The organism is Pseudomonadota bacterium (assembly GCA_023229365.1).
Taxonomy (GTDB): domain Bacteria; phylum Myxococcota_A; class Polyangia; order JAAYKL01; family JAAYKL01; genus JALNZK01.
The window spans coordinates 40716-60029 of sequence record JALNZK010000012.1 but is presented as its reverse complement, the minus strand read 5'-3'; the positions used below and the strand labels follow the sequence as shown (position 1 = coordinate 60029).

At 70.3% G+C, this 19314-nt stretch carries 16 protein-coding genes; 8 read left to right on the top strand and 8 right to left on the bottom strand.

All coding sequences use genetic code 11. The features are described from left to right. Positions 1–3 precede the first annotated feature (3 nt). Together M0R80_09160 and M0R80_09155 are read right to left on the bottom strand one after the other, a co-directional pair. On the bottom strand, positions 4–639 hold the full coding sequence (locus M0R80_09160; GenBank protein ID MCK9459793.1) for a hypothetical protein: 636 nt from the start codon (positions 637–639) through the stop codon (positions 4–6). Further along, positions 636–1850, bottom strand: coding sequence for a hypothetical protein (locus M0R80_09155; GenBank protein MCK9459792.1), 1215 nt, complete (start codon positions 1848–1850; stop codon positions 636–638). The genes M0R80_09160 and M0R80_09155 overlap by 4 nt, the downstream gene beginning before the upstream one ends. Before the next feature lie 246 nt (positions 1851–2096). On the opposite strand from M0R80_09155, the gene M0R80_09150 reads away from it, so the two are divergent. The 7 genes from M0R80_09150 to M0R80_09120 all read left to right on the top strand — a co-directional run bounded on the left by M0R80_09150 (position 2097) and on the right by M0R80_09120 (position 10814). Continuing rightward, a complete protein-coding gene (locus M0R80_09150; GenBank protein ID MCK9459791.1) occupies positions 2097–4109 on the top strand; it encodes a choice-of-anchor J domain-containing protein in 2013 nt (670 codons plus the stop codon). A 64-nt stretch (positions 4110–4173) separates the two neighbouring features. Beyond that, a complete protein-coding gene (locus M0R80_09145) occupies positions 4174–5178 on the top strand; it encodes a radical SAM protein (GenBank protein MCK9459790.1) in 1005 nt (334 codons plus the stop codon). A gap of 41 nt (positions 5179–5219) precedes the next feature. After that, complete coding sequence (locus tag M0R80_09140) at positions 5220–6776, top strand: hypothetical protein (GenBank protein ID MCK9459789.1); 1557 nt, start codon at positions 5220–5222, stop codon at positions 6774–6776. Between the two features lie 93 nt (positions 6777–6869). After that, complete coding sequence (locus tag M0R80_09135; GenBank protein ID MCK9459788.1) at positions 6870–8792, top strand: thiamine pyrophosphate-dependent enzyme; 1923 nt, start codon at positions 6870–6872, stop codon at positions 8790–8792. Further along, a complete protein-coding gene (locus tag M0R80_09130; protein ID MCK9459787.1) occupies positions 8789–9337 on the top strand; it encodes a 2-oxoacid:acceptor oxidoreductase family protein in 549 nt (182 codons plus the stop codon). Before M0R80_09135 ends, M0R80_09130 begins: the two co-directional genes overlap by 4 nt. Beyond that, positions 9334–10242, top strand: coding sequence for a phosphate acyltransferase (locus M0R80_09125; protein MCK9459786.1), 909 nt, complete (start codon positions 9334–9336; stop codon positions 10240–10242). Before M0R80_09130 ends, M0R80_09125 begins: the two co-directional genes overlap by 4 nt. Then, positions 10239–10814 carry a thermonuclease family protein gene (locus tag M0R80_09120; GenBank protein MCK9459785.1) on the top strand — a complete coding sequence of 192 codons (576 nt, stop codon included), beginning with the start codon at positions 10239–10241 and terminating at the stop codon, positions 10812–10814. The genes M0R80_09125 and M0R80_09120 overlap by 4 nt, the downstream gene beginning before the upstream one ends. Here M0R80_09120 and M0R80_09115 read toward each other — a convergent pair whose 3' ends face one another. The 5 genes from M0R80_09115 to M0R80_09095 all read right to left on the bottom strand — a co-directional run bounded on the left by M0R80_09115 (position 10815) and on the right by M0R80_09095 (position 16192). Continuing rightward, positions 10815–11891, bottom strand: a complete 1077-nt coding sequence (locus M0R80_09115) for a hypothetical protein (GenBank protein ID MCK9459784.1) — start codon at positions 11889–11891, stop codon at positions 10815–10817. A 14-nt stretch (positions 11892–11905) separates the two neighbouring features. Continuing rightward, on the bottom strand, positions 11906–12952 hold the full coding sequence (locus M0R80_09110; protein MCK9459783.1) for a hypothetical protein: 1047 nt from the start codon (positions 12950–12952) through the stop codon (positions 11906–11908). 105 nt (positions 12953–13057) lie between these two features. Next, the gene (locus M0R80_09105) at positions 13058–14176 is read right to left on the bottom strand and encodes an FAD:protein FMN transferase (protein MCK9459782.1); all 1119 of its coding nucleotides are present in this window, start codon (positions 14174–14176) and stop codon (positions 13058–13060) included. Between the two features lie 36 nt (positions 14177–14212). Continuing rightward, positions 14213–15391 carry a class I SAM-dependent rRNA methyltransferase gene (locus tag M0R80_09100; protein MCK9459781.1) on the bottom strand — a complete coding sequence of 393 codons (1179 nt, stop codon included), beginning with the start codon at positions 15389–15391 and terminating at the stop codon, positions 14213–14215. A 48-nt stretch (positions 15392–15439) separates the two neighbouring features. Next, positions 15440–16192 (bottom strand): hypothetical protein, encoded by a 753-nt coding sequence (locus M0R80_09095; protein MCK9459780.1) that lies wholly within the window; start codon positions 16190–16192, stop codon positions 15440–15442. A 122-nt stretch (positions 16193–16314) separates the two neighbouring features. On the opposite strand from M0R80_09095, the gene M0R80_09090 reads away from it, so the two are divergent. Then, complete coding sequence (locus M0R80_09090; GenBank protein MCK9459779.1) at positions 16315–17604, top strand: LysM peptidoglycan-binding domain-containing protein; 1290 nt, start codon at positions 16315–16317, stop codon at positions 17602–17604. 28 nt (positions 17605–17632) lie between these two features. Here M0R80_09090 and M0R80_09085 read toward each other — a convergent pair whose 3' ends face one another. Beyond that, positions 17633–19288 (bottom strand): response regulator, encoded by a 1656-nt coding sequence (locus tag M0R80_09085; protein MCK9459778.1) that lies wholly within the window; start codon positions 19286–19288, stop codon positions 17633–17635. Between the last annotated feature and the right edge of the window lie 26 nt (positions 19289–19314).

Below are 19314 nucleotides of genomic sequence, written 5' to 3'. Positions count from 1 at the left end.
CGCTCACTCCCCCTTCGTCAGGATCGTCTTGTCGATCCCGAGGATCGCCTTGATCGACACGGAGATGGCACCGAGCGCGACGCCCATCATGATCGCGCGCTTGGCCGCGGTGTTCGGGTACTTGAGGAGGAACTCCGCCGCGTCCCCGAGCGGCGGGATCGCCGCCTGGACGGCCGGGATCATGCCGAGCATGACGATCGCGGCCGACACGAGCAGGATCGTGGCGCCGACCGTCCGCGCGCGGAACGCGCGGAACGCCGCGGAGGCGACGAAGAACGCGAGCAGCGAGAACATCGTCGCCTCGATGGGCGTCACCAGGTACGCGAACCAGTCCGCGAACACGGTGTCGTCCTGGACGCCGTACGCGAGGCCGAGGAACGTCATCGCCGCGGCGGACGCAAGCGTGATCACCGAGTAGCCCCACCGCTCCTGGCGCTTCACCACGCGCCGCGCGTGCATCGCGACGAGCCCGCCGAGCGCGAGGAAGATGATGAACGCGTTGATCGGCTGCTTCCACTGGAGGATCAGCTCCTTCGGGCGCTGCGCGAAAGGGTGCGGCACGTAGTACTGGATCGCCATGAAGAGGCCGAGCACGAGGAGGAGCGCGGCCGGGACGCGGTACCCGATCATCCGCTTCATGGCGTACCGCCGAACAGCGCGGCGGCGATCCGCGCGGCCAGATCCTCGGCGCCGTCCACGCCGAGCCCGTCGAGCATCCAGACGAGCGCCCCGGCGTCGAGGGCGAGCTTCAGCCCGGCGCCGAGCGCGACGCACGCGATGACGAGCGTCTTGAACCAGTCGTGCGCCCGGATCGTGGAGCGGCTGACGGGATCGTCGCTGACCAGCGCGGCCGCGGCGAACACCTCCTCGCCTATCATGGTCTCGTCGCAGGTCGTGATGACGAACGGGAGCTGGGCGACCGAGTCGGTGCCGCCGATCTGCACCGCGCCGGTCGCGGCGCCTGTCTCGGCGAGGATGAGGTACTCCGAGAAGAAGTGCCCGATGAAGAAGTTGGACGCGGTCTTCTCGCGGGTCATCATGCCCGCGACCGCCGCCGCGTACGTGAAGGATCGGCTCGTCAGGTACGAGACGTCGTCCGGCCTGAACTCTTCCGCGAGCCCGACCTTGGCGAACGCCCGGCGCACGATCTCCTGGGCGACCGGGTAGGTGAGCGGATCGTAGTTCGGCACCTTGATCCGCGTGTGCAGGCGCGCGGCCCGCTCGGCGACGCGGGAGAGGACGCCCACCGACGCGACGGTCACCGGGCTCGTCACGGACTCGAGCCCGGGCGCGTAGAGCACCGGGCGGCCCATCTCCGCGGCCCTCCCGACCGCGTCGTCGATCGCCTCGAGCGCGGGGATCGGGCGGATGTACGACGTATCGCCGCGCCTCGCGCGCACGATGAGGACGCCGAACATGACCGCGAGCGCGATCACCGCGGCGAGGCCCGGGAGCCGCGCGCGGTGCACCCACGACGGCTCCGCGATCGCCGTGGCGGACGGCGCGGAGTCGGCCGCCCTGCCGCCCTCGAACACCGCGCGGATCAGGTACCCGTACGGCACGCCGTCCAGGGGGGCCTTCGCCGCGTCGGCGCCGTCGCTGAAGCTCCTGTCGGCCGCGGGCGCCGTGCCGACGGTCTCCCGGGCGCCCTTCGAGTCGATCCGCACGATCTCGAATTCAGAGAGGCCTGGCGCGGCCTCCATCTCCCACGTCACGGAGATGCCGCGGCCGCCGTCGTCCGGAACGTCCTCGGCGCGCACGCTCTCGGGAACGGGAGGTGCAAGCGGGCCGGCCGCCGCCGCCGGGGCGGGCACCAGCGCCGCGAGCGCGACTAACACTATCGTCCGCACGACAATCATGTACGCAGAGGTCGTGCGGCATGGCAAAAAAGCAGCCGAGGCTCAAACGAGCGCAGGAAATCCACCAAGCTCTCTTCATGAATATCCATTCGAGAATCATCGCTCGACAGTAGATTTTTCAACTCTATGTTGCATGCACTTGCGCGATCGCCAGCCGGCGGTCGCGCCGAAAAACCGTAGAGAGGGATTTCCCCTCCGCTGAACCGGGCCTCGTCGTCCAGTAAAGGAGCCATGAGAATGAACGGAAAACTTGGGTGGATTGCAGTGCTGGTGCTGGTATTGGGGTTCTCGACTCTCTCGATCTCCGGATGCGACGACGGAGGCGGAGGCGGCGGTGATTCGGACACGGACACCGACACCGACACCGACACCGACTCGGACACCGACACCGACACCGACACCGATTCGGACACCGACACCGATACCGACACTGACACTGATTCGGACACTGACACCGATACCGACACTGACACTGACACCGACACCGACACCGACACCGACGCGGACGGCGGCGCCGAAGACGCCGGGGTCGATGGCGGCGAAGAGGCCGAGCCCTGCGAGTCGTTCGACGGCGGCGTCATGCCGGAGGGCTGGACCGAGATCCAAGCGGGCGACCCGGCGGGGTGGCAGTTCGAGGCCGATTGGCCGTTCGTGGACGGCGACGATCCCGCGTACGCCTGGCACAACGACGACAACGTGGCCACGGGCGCGAGCGACTGGCTGATCTCGCCGGCGTTCGATCTCACGGGCATGACCACGCCGGTCCTCGTTTTCGAAGAAGCGATCTATTTCCCAACTTACTATGACGGGCACTTCGTGTACGGCGCGGCCCAGGCGACGGTCACCGACGTGACGGACTTCACCCTGATCGCGGAGTACGACTCGACCGGCTACACGAACGAGGTGTGGGTCACGTCGTCCGCAGACCTCGCGGCCTTCGCCGGCGAGCCGGCGGTCACCCTGGCGTTCCTCTACACCGGCGACTGGGCCGACGAGTGGTACGTCGGCGAAGCGTGCGTGTACGACGCCCTGTGCGTTCCCGACACGACGCTGTGCAACGGCGACGCCAACCTGGAGACCTGTTCCGAGGACGGCCTCGAGTGGGTGCTGCTCGACTGCCCGGCGGCGTGCGCGGAGACCAGCGTGGGCTCGGGCGAGTACGCCTGCGAGCAGATCTGCACGCCGGGCGAGACGCAGTGCAGCGTCGGCGACAACATCGAGACCTGCGACGCCGACGGCCTCGGCTGGACCGAGACGACGGTGTGCGATGACGGCTGCGACGACGCCGCGGCTCCGGTGGAGTGCCTGCCCCCGACCTGCGCGTGCCCGGTGGACGGCGTCACCGAGACGGGCGACGTGACCGGCACCTCCAACGGCAACGGCGACATCGCCACCGCCGTGAGCACCGCGGTCACCTTGACGGCGGCCGGCGACGACGTCGCGGCGTGCGGCCTGCTGGAGGACGACACCACGAGCGGCGACGACTACTTCTCGTTCGCCGTGGACGGCGGCACCACCACCGACACGGTCTTCGCCACCGTTTCGTACTGTCTCGAGACGCTCACCGACGACGCGATCGTTGAGATCCGGGACGGCACGGGCACCGTGCTGGCTACCGACGACACGGCGACGGGCGAGGGTTCGTTCGCGGTGACGCTCACCGACGGCGCGACCTACTACATCGTCCTGGACGAGGCCGCCACCGGCTTCCCGGCGGTCGACTACACGGTGACCGTCACGGTGGACTCCATCGTGGCGCTGACGGTTCTGTGGTCCGAGAGCTTCGAGGCGTGGCCGCCCACCAACCTCACCCTCGGCGCGCCGACCGGAACTGCGACTTGGGCACAGGCCGCGGCGACGGTGAACCCGGCCGGCGGTGCGCCAACCGATGGCTCGTACATCGCGCGTTTCAATTCCTACGACTACAGCGGTGACACGGCGAGCCTCGAGTCGGCAGCGATCGATCTGTCTACAGCGACGGTTGCGTTTCTCTCGTTCGACATGTTCCACGACGACGGCTATGGCTACGCCAACGACAGTATCCAGGTGCAGGTATTCGACGGCACGGCTTGGACCAACGTCGGTCCGCTATTCCTGCGCTACTCGAGCGAAGGTGACGCGTGGGCCGCGGAGCTCGTGGATCTCTCGACCGAGCTCGCCGGCAGCGCGACCGCCCAGTTCCGGCTCGTCGCCAATTCCGGATACGGCAACGACGTCTATGTCGACAACATTCGCCTGCTGACCGACTAGAGTCGCGCTCTCATTCGCTGAACCCCCTTCATCTTCGACCGTTTTCCGGAGTAATACTCTCCGCATGCGCGAATTCGGCTTCCAGTGGCACGTGACGGACAGGTGCGACGGCAGCTGCGCGCACTGCTATCAGTCCGACTTCACGAGCGCGCGCGAGCTCGGGCTGGGCGGCCTCGTCGACGTCGCCGGGCGAGTGCTCGGCGGGTTGCGCGACCACCGCGTCTCGATCAACGTCACCGGCGGCGAGCCGTTCCTCCAGCCGCGCCTCACCGATCTTCTCGGCGCCCTGCACCGCCACGAGGCGCTCGACGAGGTGAACGTCATCACGAACGGGACGATCGCCGATCGCGCGGTCCTCGACGAGATCGCGGCGCTCCCCAAGCTCGGGTGCTTCAAGATCTCGATCGAGGGCGGCGATCGTGGGATCGACGATGCGCTGCGCTGGCCCGGCCACTTCGACGCGGTGATGCAAAACCTCCCGCGATTCCTCGCGACCGGTCGCCCGGTCGTGCTCATGCTCACGCTCTCGAGACGCAACGCCGCGTCGATCGCCTCCGCCGTCGACCTGGCCCGGGAGAGCGGGGCTTCCGGCGTCATCTTCGAGAGGTTCGTCCCGCTCGGGCGGGGCGCCGCCATGCGCGGCGATCTCCTCGGCCCGCGGGAGTGGAGCGCGGCCGCGCGCGCGATCGCCGCCGCCGCCGGCGTCGACGCGGAGCCCGGGGATCTGCTCGCGCACCGGGCGTTCTGGGTGGACACGAGCCCGGGCGCCGACGAGCCGCTCTCGGGCGCGCTTTGCAACCTCGGGCCGGACTCGATGTGCCTCATGCCCGACGGGACGGTGTACCCGTGCCGGCGCCTGCCGATCGCCGTCGGCAACGTCCTCGAGGAGCCGTTCGCGGCGATCCGGGAGCGGCTCGCCGCCTGGGCGCCGGACGCGATCCGCCCTCGCCTCTCGGGCCCGCGCTGCGCGGCCTGCGACCTCCCGGGCTGCGCCGGCTGCCGCGCGCTCGCGAGCGCGGTCTCGGGCGATCCCCTCGCCGACGACCCGCAGTGCGCAAACGAACGCTAATCGCCTGGAGCTGTGATACGCTCGCTTCGAAGAGAATGACGATGTCTCGAGGAACAACCACCGGGCTCGCGATCGCGCTCTTTGCGATCGGCTGCTACGGCAGCGCCGCCCAGCACGCGGCCGACTCCGGGACCGACGCCGACGCGGACACCGATACCGACACGGGCTCCGGTTCCGACGCCGACACCGACGTCGACGCCGACACCGACACCGGCGCCGACACCGAGTCCATCGCGGTCGCGGACACGGAGTCCGTGTCCGTCGTCGACATCGACCACCACTACCTCTGGCACACGTTCTGGGCGAGCTCGTTCGAGTCCTACGCCGACGCCATCGCCGTCGACGCCGCGGGCGGGGTCTTCCTGGCGGGGGGATCCTCCTCCTCGTGGGACGGCCCGGAGGACCAGCCGCCGCTCCACCCCCACTCTGGAAGCGTTCGGGACGGCTTCGTCCTCGCGCTGGGCCCGGACGGGGAGTACCAGTGGCACACCTTCCTCGGGCCGTCGTGCTGGGCGGCGGTGATCGCCGCCGGCGGGGACGGCGGCGCGTTCGTGGCCGGCAAGGCGAACGCGTCCTGGGACGGGCCGGGCGGCGAGAGCCCGCTCCACGCCTACACGGAGGGCGCCTGCAACGTTTTCGTGCTCGGCCTGAACGCCGACGGCGGCTACCTCTGGCACACGTTCCGGGCGTTCGGCGATTTGTGCTCTCCTCTGGGGATCGCCGTCGACGGGAGCGGGCACCTCGACCTGGCGATCCCCACGCGGACGAACAACCCGTTCGATCCGTGGTCCTACTCCCACGATCTGAACGTCTTCCAGCTCGACGGAGACGGCGCGCTCCTCTGGAGCGTGCAGCTCGAGGAGGCGCTCGGCGGGTGGCTCGCGATCGACGGGAGCGGCAACCTGTACCTCGCCGGGACGTCCTACGGCGGGATCCACGGCCCGGAGGGGCAGGACCCGCTGCAGGGGTACACGACGGGCTCGGACAACTCCGTGATCTTCAAGCTGGGCCCGGACGGCGCGTACGCGTGGCACACCTTCTACCCCACCGGGACCCACGAGAGCCCGGGGGTCGGCGTGGACGGGAGCGGCGGGGTCTTCCTGAGCGGGCCGTCCGGGCCGGAGTGGACCGGGCCGGAGGGCGAGGAGCCGATCCACGCGTTCGAATGGGACGTCGGCCAGGACTACGTCCTCAAGCTCGACGCGGACGGCGCCTACGAGTGGCACACGTTCCACAGCCGCGGCATCCCCTACTCCAACCCCGTGAAGATCGCCGCCGGCACGGCCGACTCGCTGTACGCGGCCGGGAGCGGCGGGTACTCGGTCGGCCCGGACGGCGAGGAGCCGGACCACGCCCACGCGAACGGCTTCGACGCCAGGATCCTCGCGCTCGGCGCGGACGGCTCCTACGCCTGGCACACGCTCTACGGCGCCGACTCCCAGGACTACGCCTACGGGATCGTCCCGGGCGGGGGCGGCACCCTCTACGTGTACGGGCGCTCCGACTCCTCCTGGGACGGCCCCTACGGCCAGCCCCCGCTGCACGCCCACTCCGAGGGCACGACAGCGGACGCCTTCATCCTCAAGCTCACCGAATGATCTCTTGACAGCCGGCGGCCCGCCTCACGTATTCTTCGGGCACACGAGTTCGTGACGCGCGGACGCAGCGGACCCCGCACCCGAGGGAGCAACATGAGCGGAACCCCGAAGAAGAAGGTCGTCCTTCTGGGCAACGAGGCGATCGGACGCGGCCTCGTCGAGGCCGGCTGCCAGCTCGCGATGTCGTACCCCGGCACGCCGAGCTCCGAGATCCTCCCCTCGTTCATCCGCGCCGCGAAGGCGGCGGGCGTGAAGGTCCACGGCGAGTGGAGCGCGAACGAGAAGGTCGCCTACGAGGAGGCGCTCGCGGCGGCGTACACGGGCAAGCGCGCCGCGGTGATCATGAAGCAGGTCGGCCTGAACGTCGCGGCCGATCCGATGATGAGCTCGGCGTACATCGGCGTGAAGGGCGGCTTCGTCGTCATCTGCGCAGACGATCCCGGGCCGCACTCGTCGCAGACCGAGCAGGACACGCGCCTCTTCGGCTTCTTCGCGAAGATCCCGGTGCTCGACCCGTCCTCCCCGGACGAGGCGCGCCGCATGGTGCCGTACGCGTTCGAGCTCTCGGAGCGGCACGAGATCCCGGTGATCCTCCGGCCGTCGCTCCGCGTCTGCCACGGCCGCGAGAGCTGTGAGCTCGGCGAGCCCGCGCGCGGGGGGCGCCCCGCGAAGTTCGAGAAGGATCCGCACAGGTGGGCCGCGACGCCACGCTGGCGCCTCCTGCTCCACAAGAAGCTGAACGAGAAGCTGCGCCGCATCGCCCTGGAGCTCGAGTCCTCGCCGTGGAACGCCGTGCTGAACCCCGGCGCGAAGTCGCCGCTCGCGATCATCGCCGCGGGCAACCCGTTCGCGACGATCCGCGACATCCTGGCGGAGCGCGGCGTCCTCGACCGCGTGCCCATGCTCAAGGTCGGCGCCGTCTACCCGCTCCCGCAGCGGATCTTGGAGGAGTTCGTCGCGAAGTACGAGCGCGTGCTCGTCGTCGAGGAGCCGGATCAGGTCGTCGAGCTCCAGCTCCGCGATAGAAGGAGCGTGATGGGGCGCGGCGACGGCACGGTGCCGGACGAGGGCGAGCTGACCGCGGGCGTGCTCACCGAGGTGCTCGGCCGCGCGCTGCACGCGCACGGGATCGTCGACGCGCCGTGGAGTGCCAGCCCCGACGCCGCTGCGGTTGTATCCGACCTGAAGCTCCCGGTCCGTCCGGCGAGCCTCTGCCCGGGGTGCCCGCACCGCTCGGCGTTCTACGGGATCCGCAAGACCTTCGGAAAGAAGGGGATCTACACCTCGGACATCGGCTGCTACACGCTGGGCCTCAACCTGGACGCGGTCGACACCTGCCACGACATGGGCGCCGCGATCTCCATGGCGACCGGCTTCTACCACGCGTACGCCCACGACGGCGGCGAGATCCCGCCGATCGTCGCGACGATCGGCGACTCGACCTTCTACCACGCCGGGCTGCCGGCGCTCGCCGGCGCGATCAACTCGGGCGCGCGCTACGTCCTCGTCGTGCTCGACAACTTCGTCACCGCGATGACCGGCATGCAGCCGACGCTCGCGCTCGGCCAGCAGGCGGACGGGACGATCGGGCCGGTGCTGCCTATCGAGGACGCCTGCCGCGGGCTCGGCGTCCAGTTCGTCCGCGTGCACGACCCCTACGACCTCGAAGGCATGACGGCGCTGCTGAAGGAGGCGCAGGCCCACTGCCGCGGCCCGGACGGGCGCGTCGCGGTGATCGTCTCGCGCCACCCGTGCCTCCTGAACGACAGGAAGACCGCGGCGCAGCTCAACACGCACGCCGTCGAGGTGAACGACAAGTGCAACGGCTGCGCGCTCTGCCGCACGACCTTCGAGTGCCAGGCGCTCGTGCCGGCCGCGCCCGTGCCCGGCAAGGAGGGCCGCTTCCTCACCGCGATCGACCCGCGCGTCTGCGCCAAGTGCGGGCAGTGCGTCGCGGTGTGCAACCGCGGCGCCATCGTCGAGATCGCGAAGGCGGATCGGGAGGAGCGCGCATGAGACCTTTCAACGTCGTATTGGCGGGCGTCGGCGGGCAGGGGATCCTCTTCGCGAGCCGGATCCTGTTCGAGGCCGCGATGGCCAGGGGCCAGAAGGTGATGGGGGCCGAGACGCACGGCATGAGCCAACGCGGCGGCTCGGTGGTCTCCCACTTCAAGATGGGCGATCAGGCGAGCTCGATGGTGATCCCGGGGACCGCCGACGCGCTCGTCGCCCTTGAGAAGACGGAGGGGCTGCGCAACCTCGAGTTCCTGCGCCCGGGCGGGGTCTACCTCGTCAACGCGCCCGACCTCTCGCACGTGCCGCCCGCGGTCTCGGCGCTCTTCGAGCGGAGCCGCGTGAAGATCCGCTCCTTCGACGCGGACCGCCTCGCGCTCGCGGCGGGCAAGCCGCTTACCGCCAACCTCTACCTCATGGGCTCCTTCTGCGCGCTCGAGGAGGTGCCGTTCGACGGCGCCGAGGTGCGCGCGATCGTCGCCGCCCTCTCCAAGGGATCCGCCGACGACAACCTCAAGGCGTTCGACGCCGGCCTCGCGGCCGGATGAGGATCGGCTTCGACGAGCTCGCCGCGCGGATCCGGGCGCGCGACCCGAGGACGCTCGTCGTCGTGGGCGCGGAGGAGGGGGCCGTGCTCGCCGGGGTGGCCCGCGCCGCGGCCGAGGGGATCGCCCGTCCGCTGCTCGTCGGCGATCGCGGGGCCATCGAGCACGCCGCCGGAAGGGCGGGCGTGGAGCTCGGCGGCTTCCCGATCGAGGACGTGCGGGATCCGGAGGAGATGGTGCTCGCCGCGATGCGCGCCATCGGTGAGGGCCGGGCCGACGCCCTGATGAAGGGGCGGCTCTCCACTCCTGAGCTCATGCGCGTCGGGCTGAAGCACGGCCTGAAGCGCCCCGACAGGCTGCTCAGCCACCTCACGCTCTTCGATCACCCGCGGTTCGACAGGCTCGTCGCGATGACCGACGGCGGCGTCGTGCCGTTCCCTTCGTTCGCGCAGCGCGTCGAGATCCTGAAGAACGCCGTCGACGCCCTGCGCCGGCTGGGCGTCGCCCGGCCGCGGATCGCCGGGCTCTCGTCCACCGAGGTGCCGGACGAGAGGATCCCGAGCTCCCTCGAGATGGCGCGCCTCAAGGAGCTGTTCGCGCCCGGCGGCGAGCTCGCGGAGCTCGGCGAGTTCGACGGGCCGATGGACCTCTTCTGCGCGCTCGACGCCTGCGCCGCGGGGATCAAGGGGCGCGGGGGGTGCGTCGTCGGCCGCGCCGACGTCCTGCACTGCCCCGACGTCGTGGCGGGCAACCTGATGGGCAAGGCGATGCTCCTGTTCGCCGAGGGGATGCGCTCCGGCGGCTGCGTCGTCGGCGGCGCGGTGCCGATCGTGCTCCTCTCCCGCGCCTCCTCGCCGGACGACAAGTACTGCTCGATCGTCGCCGCGCTCTCCTGCGCCGCGCCATGAGCGCCGCCAAGACGAAGCCCCGTTCGAAGGCCGCGCTCGCGGGCCTCCTCGTCGCCGCGCTCGCCGGGTTCGCGGCGTGGTGGCTCCTCGGCGAGGAGCCCGTGAGGGAGGCGGAGCGCTCGCCGCGCGCGCGCGCGCCGAGCGGGAGCTTCTCGGGAGAGGTCGTCGCGGTGCTCGACGGCGACACCGTCGACGTGATGCACGAAGGCCGCGCCGTCCGCGTGCGGCTGGCGGGCATCGACTGCCCCGAGAAGAAGCAGCCCTTCGGCAAGAAGGCGAAGCGGCGCGCCTCGGAGCTCGCCTTCGGGCGCGTCGTGCGCGTGAGCTCCGAGACCCGGGATCGCTACGGCCGCGCGGTCGGGAAGGTCGCGCTCCCGGACGGCGGATCGCTCAACGAGATCCTGGTCCGAGACGGGCTCGCGTGGTGGTACCGGCAGTACTCGAAGGACACGCGCCTCGGAGAGCTCGAGGCCGAGGCGAAGGCCGCGCGGCGCGGGCTGTGGGCCGATCCGGACCCGACCCCGCCGTGGGAGTACCGCCGCGAGCGCAGAAAGTCGTCGAAAGGCGGTTGATCAGGTCCCCGAGTGGTACGCGGCCGAGCAGGAGTTCGCCATGAGCCGCGCCCAGTCGCCGACCGGGCCGTACCCCGTGCTCGCGTTGGCGTAGCCGTTGCTGTAGATCACCTTGTAGTCCGCTCGATAGGCGTGCGCGATGGTGCCGTCCGTGTAGTGGCCGTCCGCGACCCCGGATCCCTGGAGCGCGAGGTCGTTGCGGAACACGCTCGAGTAGGACGAGACCGCGTAGTGGATAGGGGACATGCCGTCGCCGGAGTAGCTCAGGGACGAGGAGGAGTGGCCCCCCGACGGGCTGTAGACCGGCATGTACCCCGAGCCCATGATCGTCCCGCCGAGCGCCCACCCCGTCGAGAGGGCGAAGACGCCGACGACGACCGTCCCGCCCCAGTCGACGTAGCTCGCGAGGTTGTTCCCCATCGTCGTCGGGTCGTAGTAGGGGTTGTTGGAGTGCGTGAAGACGCAGTCGTACGCCTGCATCTGCGCGAGCGTCGGGGTGGATGATATCGCGTCGATGTGATCCACGGCGGCGCCGGTGATCGCGGCGATGCTGGCGCGGTAGGTGGCGTCGTCGGAGTCCGCGAGCGCGAACAGGATGCTGACGCGGTGGCAGAGGCTCGGCGTGCCGTCGCACGCCCAGTACCACTCGATCTGGCAGCTCGCGTCGCAGCCGTCGCCGCCTGAGGGCGGGCTGTCGCCGTCGTCGCACAGCTCTCCGGAATCGAGGTTCCCGTCGCCGCACTCGATGTCCGTGTCGGTATCGGCATCCGTGTCCGTGTCGGTATCGGTGTCCGCGTCGGCGTCGGTGTCCGCGTCGGTGTCGGTGTCCGTATCCGTGTCCGGACCTGAGTCGCCGTCCGTGTCCGTATCGCTGTCCGTGTCCGAGTCGCCGTCCGTGTCCGTATCGCTGTCCGTGTCGGTATCGCTGTCCGTGCCCGAGTCGCTGTCCGTGTCCGAGTCGCTGTCCGTGTCCGAGTCCGATTGGCCCGGCTCGATAGTGGCGTTCATGCACGCGCAAACCGCCAGCCACGGGATGGACGAAGCGATCAAGGCGATGACCCGTTTCGATAGGCGCATGGGATCGCCCCTCCTCAATAACCCAGGTAGTGGCCCGCGGAGCACGCGTTGGCCATGAGCCGCGGCCAGTCGCCGGTGCCGCCCAGGCCGGCGCTGCCGTCTCCGTTGCTGAACACGACCTTGTAGTCCGGCCGATAGGCGTGCGCGATCTCGCCATCGGTGTACGCGCCGTCCGCGATCCCCGCCCCCTGGAGCGCGATGTCGTCACGGTAGCCGGTCGCATACGACGAAACCGAATAGTGGATCTGGCTCGTGCCGCCCCCCGCGTAGGTATAGGTGCCCGCGACGCTCGTGGAGGACGGGCTGTACACCGGACAATAGGACGATCCCATGATGGCGCCGCCCAGCTCGAAGGAGGTGTACGTCGAGAACACGCCGATGACGACCGTGCCGCCCCAGTCGACGTAGCTCGCGAGCAGGTTCCCGAGCCCGGTCGCATCGGCGTAGGTGCTGTTTGGGTGGGTGTAGACGCAGTCGTAGCCCTGCATCTGCAGGAGCGTCGGCGTGCCGGCCGCCGCGTCGAAGTGGTCCACCGTGCCGCCCGTGATCGCGGCGATGTTGGCCCGGTAGGTCGCGTCGTCGGCGTTCGCGATCGCGAACAGGATGTTCACGTGATGGCAGGCGCTCGGCGCGCCGTCGCACGCCCAGTACCGCTCGATCTGGCAGCTCGCGTCGCAGCCGTCGCCGCCCGCGGGCGGGCTGTCGCCGTCGTCGCAGAGCTCTCCGGAATCGAGGTTCCCGTCGCCACACTCGATATCCGTGTCCGCGTCCGTATCCGAGTCGGTGTCCGTGTCGGTATCGGTGTCCGCGTCGGTGTCGGTGTCCGTATCGCTATCCGTACCCGAGTCCGAGTCTGTGTCCGTGTCCGTGTCCGAATCCGAGGCGGTGTCGGTGTCCGCATCCGAATCGGTGTCCGCGTCCGAATCGGCGTCCGTGTCGCTGTCGCTATCTGAATCCGCGTCCGACTCGCCCGCGTTGTCGGCCGTTTCCATCGACGCGCACCCGGCGAGCACCGCCGCGAGCCAGCGCGTCTGCAAGCAAGAGAAAAGATGGAACCGCATGAAACCTCCCCGAACAAACGCGCCGTTCGTACGGCGTTTCAGGTTCGACGTGCAAACAGTACCATCATTCTACAAGACGTTTTCGGATGATCGACGTGGGCGGGATCAGTCGGCCGGCTCCGAGTCGGCGCCCCTCGTGCGCTTACGCACCGCCTCGAACTCCGGGGTCGCGCGTTCGCGGAGCTTGCCGCCGGACCCGCGCTCGATGAAGAGCGCGGCCAGCCCCTCGCGCTCGGCCGCGGCGTACCCTTCCTCTGGCCCGAGGACGTTGAGCGCGGTGGCCCAGGCGTCGGCCATCATGCACTCCTCCAGGACGACCGTCACCGAGGCGAGCCCGTGGTCGATCGGCCGCCCGGTGCGCGGGTCCATGGTGTGCGACACGCGCTTCCCGCCGAGCTCGTAGGCCTGGCGGTAGTCGCCGGAGGTCGCCATCGCCGTGTCGGAGAGCTCGACGATCTCCTTCACCTCGTGCGCGGCGTCCACCGGCTTCTCGATCCCGATGCGCCACGGCGTGCGGTCCGGCCGCAGACCGTGGCACCGCACCTCGCCGCCGATCTCGACCATGTAGTCGTCGTAGTCGAACGCCTCGAACATGTGGGCGAGCCGGTCCACCGCCGCGCCCTTCGCGATGGACGAGAGATCGAGCTCGACTTCGGGATCGAGCTTGCGCACGGTCCGCGCCTTCTCGTCCACCTCGAAGAGGCGGAGGCCCACCTTCGCCCGCGCCGCCTCGATCTCGGCGTCCGACGGCACCGACGTGCGCGGCGCGCCCCCCCAGAAGCCCCACAGCCGCATGAGCGGCCCGATCGTGACGTCGTACGCGCCGCCCGTCCGCTCGCCCATGCGCCGCGCCTCGGCGATCACCTCGATCGCGGTCTCGGACATGGCGAACGGGGCCGTGTCGCGGCGCTGGTTGAACCTGTACAGCTCCGACTCCGCGTCGAAGCGCGACATCGTGAAGTTGATGAGGTCGAGCTCGCCTGCGACGCCGCGCTCCATCGCCTGCCGTGTCGCGGGGTGCGCGCTCGGATCGACCACCTTGACATGGTACGTGGTCGCCATCGTCTCGCCGCTGAACTCGAGCACGATAGGCTCGTAGTCCGGCTTGCGCAGGAGCAGCACTCCCGCGGCCATCGCCGCGACGAGCGCGACGCCGACCGCTGCGCGCAACGGGATCCGCCGCCCTGTCGGTTTCCTGGTCTCGCTGGTGCCTGGCTCGCTCAACGGCTCACGCTCCGCGCCCATCTTACCCGAACTCGCTCACGGCGCGTAGAGCACCGCCGCCTTGAGGTACTCGCCCTCGGGGTGGAACGCCGAGGTCGGGTGGTCGGCGCCGGCGCCGCCGCGATGGACGATGCGCGTCTCCCGCCCGGCCTCCCGGGACGCGGCCGCGAGGATCTGCTCGAACAGGCCGCGGTCCACGGCCGCGGAGCACGAGCACGCGACGAGGTAACCGCCGGGCACGGTGCGGGCAAGCGCCTTCGCGAAGAGATCCACGTAGAGGCGCGCCGCCTTCTCGACGTGCTGCCGCTTCTTCGCGAGCGCGGGGGGGTCGACGATGACGAGATCGAACGCGTCGCCCGCGGCGCCGAGAAGCTCGGCGCAGTCGCCCCGGACGACCGACACGCGCTGCGCCCCGCCCGCCACGGCGAGCTCCGCGTTGACGGGGACGAGCTCCGCCGCGGACGGCGAGCTCTCGACCGCGGTCACCGACGCGGCCCCTCCAGCCAGGGCGTGCGCCGTGAAGGCGCCCGTATAGGCGTAGCCGTCGAGGACGCGGCCATCCCTCGCGAGCCCGCGGACGATCGCGCGCGTGTCCCGCTGGTCGCAGAAGAAACCGGTCTTCTGGCCGTGGTGCGGATCCACGCGGAGCCGGACGCCCTGCTCCGCGACGTCGATGAGCGGCGGCGTCTCCCCCAGGAGCTGGCCGCTCGGTGCGGTCATCCGCTCGCGGTTGGCCGCGGACTGGTTCGCCCGCTGCAGGATCGAGGCCGGCCGAACCGCCGCGACGAGCGCCGGAAGCCACGCCGGCTCGAGCGCCGCCATCCCGGGCGTCCCGACCTGGACGACGAGGTGATCCGCGAAGCGGTCGACGACGAGGCCCGGCAGGCCGTCGCCCTCGCTGTTCACGAGCCTATACGCGTTCGTGTCCCGCGGGACGGCGTCCTCGCGCAGCGCGGCTGCCGTGCGCAGCCTTCCGGCGAAGAACGCCTCGTCGAGCTCGGCGCGCTCCCGCGCGAGCAGCCGCACCGAGATCGCGCTCGCCGGGTTGAAGGTGCCGATCCCGACGAACGCGCCGTCCGAAGCGCACAGCTCGACCGGGCCCGGCTCGGCGCCGCGCGATCGGCCGAGGTCGAGGGCGCCGTCGAACACCCACGGGTGGCGGGACGCGACGAACGCCTCCTTGCCCTTCTTCAGGAACAGCTTCGGATAGGCCATGGCCAACGTTTAAAGGGTCGCGCCCGCCGTGTCAAAGGCGACGCGAGGTCACGGCAGCGGGAAGCCGGCCTCGGCGAGCTTCGCGGCGCAGTCGGCGCAGAGCGCGCCTTTCGATCGGTCGAAGGTCGACACCGTGCCCTTCGCGTCCTCGAGGAGGCACCCGCGGTTCGGGCAGTGATCGAGGCCGAGCTGGTGGCCGAACTCGTGCGCCGTCAGATCGCGGAGCCGCTGCTCGTACCGCGCCTCGCGCTCGGCGCCGGTCGCGCCGCCCATCTTCTTCCGGATGCGGAACGTGGACACCACCGACGCCGTGCCGGGCATGTCGGCGAGCCCGCAGATCCCCCAGTCCGCGCGCGGCGGCTTGGTCGTCGAGATGTCGAGCGCGGTGAGCGCCATGATCCGGTCCGCGCCCTCGGGGAGCTGCGGCCGCAGCCAGTCGAGGATCTTCTCGGCGCGGTGGCGCTTCCGCTTCGCGTACCACGCCGAAGAAGGCGGGTCCTGCGGCGGCAGCACGTCGACGATCCACCCGTAGGTCTTGGCGATCGAGCTCGTGGCGAGGGCGATGTCGCTCGCCGGGATCTCGCCGAGAGGAAGAAGGGCGAGACGCTTGGGGGGCGGCGGGGGCTCGGGCGGCGCCTTCGGCACCTCCGCCTCGACGGGAGCCGGGGGCGCCTCGACCGTGGAGATCGGAGCCGGATCGACGGACTGATCCGCGGACGAGTCCGGGGCTCGCGCGGCGGTGGAGTTGCCGCAACCGATGGCGAACGCGGCGATCCAGAACGCGGCTGATGCGGTTTTCATATGGCGATGGACACCGAAGCTCCCGGAAAGTTCAAGGGTTTTCGATTTGTTTTGCCTACATGTAGTATCTTTTTTGACATTATCCCATGTGTGTGCCTACGTAGTTATCAGAGGAGGTGACCATGAGCCTGCAACCCCGATGGCAAATGGTGCAGCTGATGGCGCTGCTGGCCTTCACGGCCGCGGCCTGGATGATCGCGGTGACCGCGCGCGCCGCCGGTCCGTCCGAGGCGATCCTGGCGCCTCCGGGCTCTTTGGCGCAAGACGACGGCGAGGCGGATGCCGGGGTGGAGCCCGAGGAGGCACCCGAGGCCGACGCGAAGCCCCCGGAGTACGTCGTCCAGCCGGGCGACTCGCTCAGCGAGATCGCGGAGGCTCACGGGATCCGCACGGCGGAGCTCGTCGCGGCCAACGGGATCTCGGACCCGGACGACGTGCACGCCGGGGCGAAGCTGAAGATCCCCGGCGCGGCCGCCGCCCCTAAGAAGGTCGCGAAGCGGCCGAAGGCGCTCGAGGGCGTGCGGATCACCGTGCCCAAGGGCGTGACCCTGTCGCGCATCGCCGAGATCTACGACATCCCGTGGAAGCGGATCGCGAAGGCGAACGGGCTCGGGGCCACGGGCCGGGTGCGCGCCGGGCAGAAGCTTCTCATCCCGGGCGCTTCGAAGATCCTCGAGATCGTCCCCTGCCTGAAGCCGCCAGTCACCCTGTACCGCGTCCGGACCGACGAGACGAGGACCGTCTCCCTGTGCCGCTGCAACGGCGAGCCGACCCCGGAGGGGATCGAGGTGCTGTCCGCCGTCTCCGCTCCGCCCCGCCAGCCGGTGCCGTTCCCGCTCCACGAGCGGCTCGTCAGGCTGCTGCAGCGCGTCGCCGAGCAGTACCCGGGCAAGCGGCTCGAGATCGTCTCGGGCCAGCGGCCGCGCAAGGAGAGCCAGAAGAACGAGTCGCTCCACAACAAGGGCCGGGCGATCGACTTCCGCGTCGAGGGCGTCTCGAACGCGCGACTGGTGACGTTCGTCCGGAAGCTCGATCAGGTCGGCGTCGGCTACTACCCGAACTCGGTGTTCATCCACCTCGACACCCGCGAGAAGGACGCCTACTGGATCGACTACTCGCGGCCCGGCGAGAAGGCGATCTACGGCAAGGCGGGCATGAAGGCCGAGGAGATCGAGAAGATCCGCCTCGCGCGCAAGGCGGCCGCGACGGAGTCGCCCGAGGCGCCGGCGACCGAGGCCGAGACGGATGTCGACGTGGAAGCTACCGTCGACGTTGGGACCCTGGCGGATCTCGTCCAGGCCGCGGTCGCGGAGTCGCTCGCGTCCCCCGCCGAGGCGCCCGCCGAGGCTGAGGCGAAGGCCGCGCCGCCCATCGTCACGCCAATCGCGGTCAACGTCGTGCCCGAGGGCTGAGAGTCCGGCCCCGCCCCTCGCGCCCCGCTCACAGCACCCGCGCCGCCAGCTTGACCTCCTCGGAGATCCGCGCGAGGTCGAACGGCTTCTCGACGAACCCCCTCGCGCCGGCGGCGAGCAGCGCCTCGACCTTCTCCTCCTCGGCGTAGCCCGAGGCGATCAGGATCGGGAGGTCGGGATCGAGGGCGCGGATCTTGTGGAACGCCTCCTCGCCGCCCATCACGGGCATCAGGAGGTCGAGGATCACGAGCGACAGCTCGCGGCGCCGCGATCGGATCAGCTCGAGCGCCTCGAGCCCGTTGCCAGCGAGCACGACCTCGTAGCCGAGCCGCACGAGGGCGCGCTTGACCGAGCGGCGGATCATCTCCTCGTCGTCCACGAGCAGGATGGTCCCCGCGGCGTCGGCCGCGTGCACCGTCGGGAAGATCCCGCTGATCCGGACCGGGAGCTCGCCGCCCCGCGCGAGCGGGAGGTGGATCGTCGCCCGGGTCCCGGCGCCGCGCTTCGAGTCGATGAGGACCGCGCCCCCGTGGTTCTTGACCGTGCCGTAGACCATCGCGAGCCCGAGGCCGGTCCCGCGCTGCGGATCCTTGGTCGTGAAGAACGGCTCGAAGACGCGCTCGAGGACGTCGGGCTCCATGCCCGCGCCGGTGTCGATGATCTCGAGCCGCGCGTACTCGCCGCCGGGCAGCTCCGTCCACCCGGGCAGCTCCCCGGCCTCGAGGCGGACGGTCCCGGTGCAGCAGGTGATCGTCCCCTCCCCGTCCATCGCGTCGATGGCGTTGATGCACAGGTTCATGATCGCCTGGGAGATCTGCCCGAAGTCCCCCTCGACGGGCGGCATCGACTCGTCCAGCACGAGCTGGAACCCGACGGTCTTCGGGGCTGTGTGCGCGAGGAGCCCGCGCACCTCCTCGACGACGTGGTTCAGCGACAGCCGCTCGCGGCGGTACTTGCCCTTGCGCGCGAACGCGAGCAGGTTGCGCGTCAGGTCCCGGCCCCGCTTCGCGGCGGAGAGGATTCCCTCCACGTCGCCGCGGTGCCGCTCGTCCGCGCCCATCTCCTCGCGGAGGATCGCGCCGAGGTTGAGGATCGCCGTGAGCACGTTGTTCATGTCGTGCGCCACGCCGCCCGCGAGGGTGCCGATCGCCTCCATCTTCTGCGACTGCACGACCTGGTCCTCGAGGCGTCGCTCCATCCGCGGGGAGCTCTTCTCGCGCGAGAGGTCGCGCAGCGTGACGATGACGTCGTTGGGCCGATGCCGCTCGTCGAAGAACCGCCCGCACGAGATCTGCGTCGGGATCGCCGTGCCGTCCTGGTGGAGGATCGCGATCTCCCCCGTCCAGTAGCCGCGCTCGGCCATCACCGCGCCCAGGCCGACCGACAGGGTCTTGCGCCCTCCCGCGTCCGTGAGCTCCTCGAGGCGCCGGCCGAGCAGGTTCGTGCGCTCCTCGTACCCCGTGAGGCTCAGGACGCCCCGGTTCAGGTAGATGATGAACCCGTCGATGTCCAGGATCGCCACGCCGTACGGCGTCGACTCGAGGACCCCGGCGAGCCTCCGCTCCCGCCCCCGCACGAGGGCGTTCTCGTCCTCGAGCTCGCGGACCCGCCGCTCGAGCAGATCGACACGCTCGATCAGCTCGACGACGTCCGGTCCGAGCTCCTCTGCGTCGTGGCCGTCCACCGCGCTCTCCGCTCCCCGTCTCCCCC